Origin of the sequence: Pseudonocardia sp. KRD291 (assembly GCF_019263595.1) — a bacterium.
Classification (GTDB): Bacteria; Actinomycetota; Actinomycetes; order Mycobacteriales; family Pseudonocardiaceae; genus Pseudonocardia.
The window spans coordinates 1-3837 of sequence record NZ_JADQDD010000417.1; the positions used below are offsets into that span (position 1 = coordinate 1).

General features: G+C 73.7%; 4 protein-coding genes. 2 read left to right on the top strand and 2 right to left on the bottom strand.

Features of this window, described 5'->3' with window-relative positions; translation table 11 throughout:
* Together I4I78_RS30985 and I4I78_RS30990 are read left to right on the top strand one after the other, a co-directional pair.
* Nucleotides 1-750 (top strand): zinc-binding dehydrogenase (locus I4I78_RS30985; RefSeq protein ID WP_218615062.1); only part of this gene is annotated, 750 nt, incomplete at its 5' end.
* Between the two features lie 9 nt (nt 751-759).
* Nucleotides 760-1827: a class I SAM-dependent methyltransferase gene (locus I4I78_RS30990; protein WP_218615063.1), complete on the top strand. Its 1068-nt coding sequence runs from the start codon at nt 760-762 to the stop codon at nt 1825-1827.
* 9 nt (nt 1828-1836) lie between these two features.
* Here I4I78_RS30990 and ppk2 read toward each other — a convergent pair whose 3' ends face one another.
* Together ppk2 and I4I78_RS31000 are read right to left on the bottom strand one after the other, a co-directional pair.
* On the bottom strand, nt 1837-2757 hold the full coding sequence (gene ppk2 / locus I4I78_RS30995; protein ID WP_226380775.1) for a polyphosphate kinase 2: 921 nt from the start codon (nt 2755-2757) through the stop codon (nt 1837-1839).
* Between the two features lie 357 nt (nt 2758-3114).
* Nucleotides 3115-3837: SDR family NAD(P)-dependent oxidoreductase (locus tag I4I78_RS31000; RefSeq protein ID WP_218615065.1), on the bottom strand; the 723-nt coding region annotated here is incomplete at its 5' end.

Below are 3837 nucleotides of genomic sequence, written 5' to 3' on the forward strand. Positions count from 1 at the left end.
GACGGGCCGGGCCCGGACGCGAACCCGGTCGGGCTGCTGGGCAGCGAGGCCGACGGCGGGTTCGCCCAGTACGTCGTCGTCGCGGCGGGTCGGGCGCACGACATGACCGGCTCCCCGCTGACCGACGAGCAGCTGGCCTGCCTCCCGGTCGCCTACGGCACGGCGACCGGGATGCTCGAGCGCGCCGGGATCGGTGCGGGGGAGACGGTGCTGGTCACCGGCGCGTCCGGCGGCGTCGGGCTGGCGCTGGTGCAGCTCGCGGCCGCCCGCGGTGCGCGGGTCGTCGCCCTCACCGCGCCCGGGAAGGCCGACCTGCTGCGCGAGGCCGGGGCCGCGGAGGTCGTGCACCGGGACGCGACGCCGGACGCGCTGGCCGCGACCGTCGCCGCGCTGGCGCCGGAGGGCCTGGACGCGGTCGCCGACGTCGCGGGCGGCCCGCTGCTGCCCGCCCTGCTGCCGGCGGTGCGCGACGGCGGGCGCTGGGTGGTCGCGGGCGCGGTCGCCGGACCGGAGGTCGCCCTCGACCTGCGGCGGCTCTACCTGCACAACATCGCGCTCATCGGGTCCTCGATGCACACCCCGGCGCACTTCGACCGGTTGGCCGCCGACGCCGTCGCCGGCCGGATCGACCCGTGGGTCGCCGAGCGCCACGACCTGGCCGACATCGGGACCGCGCAGGAGCGCTTCGCGCGGTCGGCGCACGTGGGAAAGATCGTTCTGATCCCCGCCGGAGTGCCGTCGCCGGGGTAGGAAGGGGTGGTGAGCCCGTCCGAACGCGATCTCGACGAGTCCCCGTCCCGCACCACCGCCTCCTACGAGGGCGCTGCGCAGCACTACCTCTCACCGCAGCGGCGCGACCCGGTGAAGGTGTCGTCCGAGGAGCCGATCTCGCGCCGGATCATCGCCCGTGCGCTGTCCTGGCTGGACCTCCCGGACGACGGACCGGTCCGGGTGCTCGACGTCGGCAGCGGCACCGCCGACGGGTTCGCGCTGCTCACCGCGCCCGGGGCGGACGGCGTCGTGGTGCTGCCGGAGTCCCGTTGCCGCTACGTCGGCCTGGACGTCGACCCCGAGATGGTCGCCACCGCGGCCGCGCACACCACGTCCCCGCGGGCGGAGTTCGTGCTCGGCGACGTGCGCGACGAGCTCCCCGGCGGAGCGTTCGACCTCTACCTGTCCTGCGGCGTGCCCTACTCGCACCTGACCGCCGACGAGCTCGCCGACGCGCTGGCGTCGGTGCTGGGTTCGATCACCGCACGCCGGCGGCGGGCGGTCGTGGTCGTCGACGTGCTGGGCCGCTATTCGGTGGAGTGGCAGCCGCGCTGGCATCTCGAGCGCTGGGACTACGCGATGAGCTTCTTCGCCGGCGGGGAGCACATCGAGGAGCCGATGACGTTCCACGACCGCCCGTCCCTGGACCGCGTCGTGGACCGGGCCGCCGCCGCGACCGGTGCGCGGATCACCCGCCGCGCCCACACCGACCGGTCGGTGCTGGTCGGGCGGCACACCGCGACCGGCACGTTCCACCCCGAGGTACCGCGCTTTCGCAGCCTGGTCAACGCCCTGGTCCGGGACCCGGACGGCGTCCGCGCCGAGCAGCTGCGCTTCACCCCGGCGCTCGAGGGCGCGCCGGCCGAGGTCCTCGCGCACCTGGCCGGGTTCGCCGAACGCTGGAACGCGACGCTGAAGCCGTTCACCGGCCGTGCGCTGTCCGAGCGCGACGCGGGCCGTCTCGCGGACGGGTTGCTGGCCCGCGAGCGCGCCGCCGCCGACGCCGGTCTCGGCGTCGGGCACTCGTTCACCGCGACGCTGCTGGTGGAGCCGTAGCCCGTGGCGCTATCTCCTACGCTGGTCGGACAGCGGCGGGAAGCGGTGCGGGGTCTCGTCGTGCTCGAACATCGACGCGGCCGGGCCGACGATCAACGGGTCCGCGGCGGAGGCGATCTCGGAATCCCGGTCCGGGTAGTCGAACAGCGAGAGCACGTGGCGCATGGCCTCGAGCCGGGCCCGCTTCTTGTCGTTGCTCTTGATCACCGTCCAGGGTGCGTCGGCGGTGTCGGTGTAGAAGAACATCGCCTCCTTCGCCTCGGTGTAGGACTCCCACTTGTCCAGCGAGGCCAGGTCCATCGGGGAGAGCTTCCACTGCCGGACCGGGTCGACCTGGCGGATCAGGAACCGGGTGCGCTGCTCGTCGCGCGACACCGAGAACCACAGCTTGACCAGGTGCACCCCGCTGCGCACGAGCATCCGTTCCAGCTCCGGGGTGGCGCGCAGGAACTCCATGTAGTTGCGCGGGTCGGTGAAGCCCATGACGCGCTCGACGCCGGCGCGGTTGTACCAGCTGCGGTCGAACAGCACGATCTCCCCGGCCGAGGGCAGGTGCGCGACGTAGCGCTGGAAGTACCACTGCCCGGCCTCGCGCTCGGACGGCTTCTCCAGCGCGACGACGCGGGCGCCGCGCGGGTTGAGGTGCTCGGTGAACCGCTTGATCGTCCCGCCCTTGCCGGCGGCGTCCCGGCCCTCGAACAGCACCACGATCCGGCTGCCGGTGTCCTTGACCCAGTTCTGCAGCTTGAGCAGCTCGATCTGCAGCAGACGCTTGGTGCGCTCGTACTCCTCGCGGCTCAGGCGGGCGTCGTAGGGGTATCCCTCGCGCCAGGTGTCGACCTTCGCGCCGTCCGGGCCGAGCAGCGTCGGGTCGTCGTCGTCGGAGTCGTCGACCCGGAACCGCGACGGATCGGCCAGGCGCGGGTCCAGCTCGGCGGGTGCCACCGGGCGGGGTGCGGTCGTGCTCCCGGGGCCGTCCGTCGGAGTGCCGGTCTCGGCAGGGGTCTCGGGCGTCTCGTCGTCCACGTTGCACAACATGCGCCGCCAGGGTGTCCGCACGACCACGTCCAGATGTCCACGAGGTGATCGACAGGCACCGGTCCGTGCGGGACGAGACCGGAATCGCCGCTCGGGCCTTCCGATGCCGTCCCTCTGCTCCGACGCCGGCCCGTACGACGCCCGACCCGGCAGCCGGAGAGCGCCGGACGTTACGAAATGGCTGCCTGCCGAACCATCACGTGACGTTCGATCGGGCCCGGGCGCCGCTGCTCGAGGCCGAATCTGCGTCTAGAGCTGCACGCCCTTCGTGAGTGCCCCGTCGACGACGAGGTTCGTCCCGCTGATCCGGCTCGCCCGCGGGCTGACGAGGCTCACCACGGCGTACGCCGTCTCCTCGGGTGTGCCCATCCGTCCGGTCGGGTTGAGCGAGAGGACGTCGGCGAAGAAGTCCGGGGCGTCCCGCTCGGTCTGCTGCCACACGCCGCCGTCGAAGTAGACGTTGCCGGGGGACACGGCGTTGGCCCGGACCCCGCGGGAGGCGAGGTCGTGGGCGAGCCCGGACGTGTAGTGCACCAGCGCCGCCTTCATCACCCCGTACGAGCCGTCCGCGAAGTCGATCTCGCGACCGGACACGCTCGACACCGCCGTGACCGACGCGGCGTCGCTGCGCTCGAGGTGCGGCAGCGCGGCCTCGACCAGCGCCACGGTGTGCATCAGGTCGACCTGGAAGCTGTCGCGCCAGTTCTGCTCGCCCGGCCCGATGGCGAGCGCGCTGACGTTGGCCACCACGGCGTCGACCTGGCCGAAGTGCTGCGCCGAGGCCTCCACCCAGGACGCGACGGCGGCTCCGTCGGCCACGTCCACGGCGGTCCCGACGACGTCGGCGCCGGCGGCGCGCAGCTGCGTCTCCGCCGCGCGCACGCCGTCCTCGCCGCGGGCGCAGAACGCGACCCGCGCGCCCTCGGCGACCAGCCCGTCGACGACGGCGCGGCCGATCCCGCGCGATCCGCC